The sequence below is a fragment of the Stenotrophomonas sp. YIM B06876 genome (assembly GCF_030711595.1).
Taxonomy (GTDB): Bacteria; Pseudomonadota; Gammaproteobacteria; order Xanthomonadales; family Xanthomonadaceae; genus Stenotrophomonas.
Map to the genome: position 1 here is coordinate 1 of NZ_JAUJUJ010000174.1, position 1,643 is coordinate 1,643.

Here is a 1,643-nt window from a genome sequence, read left to right on the forward strand (position 1 = left end):
GAGGCCGACCGCTCCACCGCCTTTCCGGTCTTCATGTTCATCGCCTTCGCCTGTTTCTGGCTGGTGCTGGGTTCGCTGGCGGGGCTGACGTCTTCCATCAAGCTGCACGAGCCCGACTGGATGGTGGGCGAGGCCTGGCTCACTTTCGGGCGCATCCGCACCATCCACCTCAACGCCGTGCTGTATGGCTGGATCACCAACGCCGCCCTGGGCATGATCGTCTGGCTGCTGCCGCGCCTGCTGCGCACGCCGCTGATCGGGGCGCTGTGGGTCATGCTCGGCGGTGCGCTCATCAACACCGGCATCGCCAGCGGCATCGGCGCCATCGGCGCGGGCTGGACCGATGGCATGGAATACCTCGAGATCCCGTGGCAGATCGGCATCTTCATCGTCGCCGGCTTCGTCTGCATCATCGGGCCGGTGCTGTTCACGCTGGTCAACCGCAAGGTCGAGTCGCTCTATGTGAGCGTCTGGTACATGGTGGCGGCGCTGCTCTGGATCGCGCTGCTGTACATCGTCGGCAAGCTGCCCGGCGTGCACACCGGCGTGCAGCAGGCCACCACCAACTGGTGGTACGGCCACAACGTGCTGGGCCTGTGGTTCACGCCGGTCAGCGTGGGCGCGATCTATTACTTTTTGCCCAAGATCATCGGCCGGCCGGTGCGCTCGTACAACCTGTCCATCCTGGGGTTCTGGACGCTGGCGTTCTTCTACGGCCAGGTCGGCGGCCACCACCTGATCGGCGGGCCGATCCCGGGCTGGCTGACCACGCTGTCCATCGTGCAGAGCATGATGATGATCATTCCGGTGCTCGCCTTCACCATCAACATGGCGGGCACCATGTGGGGGCGCATGCACCTGGCGCGCTATTCGCCCACGCTGCGCTTCATGATGTTCGGCGGCCTGATGTACATGCTGTCGTCGCTGCAGGGCTCGTTCGAGGCGCTGCGCTCCATCAACCAGGTGGCGCACTTCACGCACTTCACGGTGGCGCACGCACACCTGGGCGCCTATGCCTTCGTCACCATGGTGCTGTTTGGCGCGATCTATTTCATGATGCCGCGCGTGCTGAACTGGGAGTGGCCCTACCCGAAGCTGATCACGCTGCAGTTCTGGCTCGCCGCCATTGGCATCGCCATCTACTTCATCGGCCTGACGATCGGCGGCTGGCTGCAGGGCCTGGCGATGCTCGATGCATCGCGGCCGTTCATGGAGTCGGTCACGCTCACCATCCCCTACCTGCAGTGGCGCAGCGTGGGCGGCTCGCTGATGGTGCTCAGCCACCTGATTTTTGTCGGCCATTTCCTGGCCATGGTGCTGCGCTTCGGGCCCACGCGCACGGGCGCGGCCCTGTTTGCGCCGCAAAAGACCGCGGAGCTCGTCCATGGAAAATGAAGTCAAGCTGGCTGCCGGCGCCATGGTGTCGCTGGCCATTGCCACCTCCGCCCTGGTGGTGTTGCCCTACATGCAGGTGCGCGACGTGGTGCCGCCCGAGGGGCTCAAGCCCTACACCAGCGCCGAACTGCGCGGGCGCGCGGTCTACATCGCCAACGGCTGCGTGTACTGCCACAGCCAGCAACCGCGCGACCGCGACCTGGGCCCCGACCACGAGCGCGGCTGGGGCCGCGTCTCGGTGCCGGGCG

At 65.9% G+C, this 1,643-nt stretch carries 2 protein-coding genes; both read left to right on the forward strand.

Annotation, left to right across the window (positions count from 1 at the left end; translation table 11 throughout):
• A partial coding sequence (locus QZH66_RS15805; protein ID WP_305806848.1) for a cbb3-type cytochrome c oxidase subunit I occupies positions 1–1,395 on the forward strand: 1,395 nt, incomplete at its 5' end.
• Between the two features lie 22 nt (positions 1,396–1,417).
• Positions 1,418–1,643 (forward strand): cbb3-type cytochrome c oxidase subunit II (locus tag QZH66_RS15810; RefSeq protein WP_305806849.1); only part of this gene is annotated, 226 nt, incomplete at its 3' end.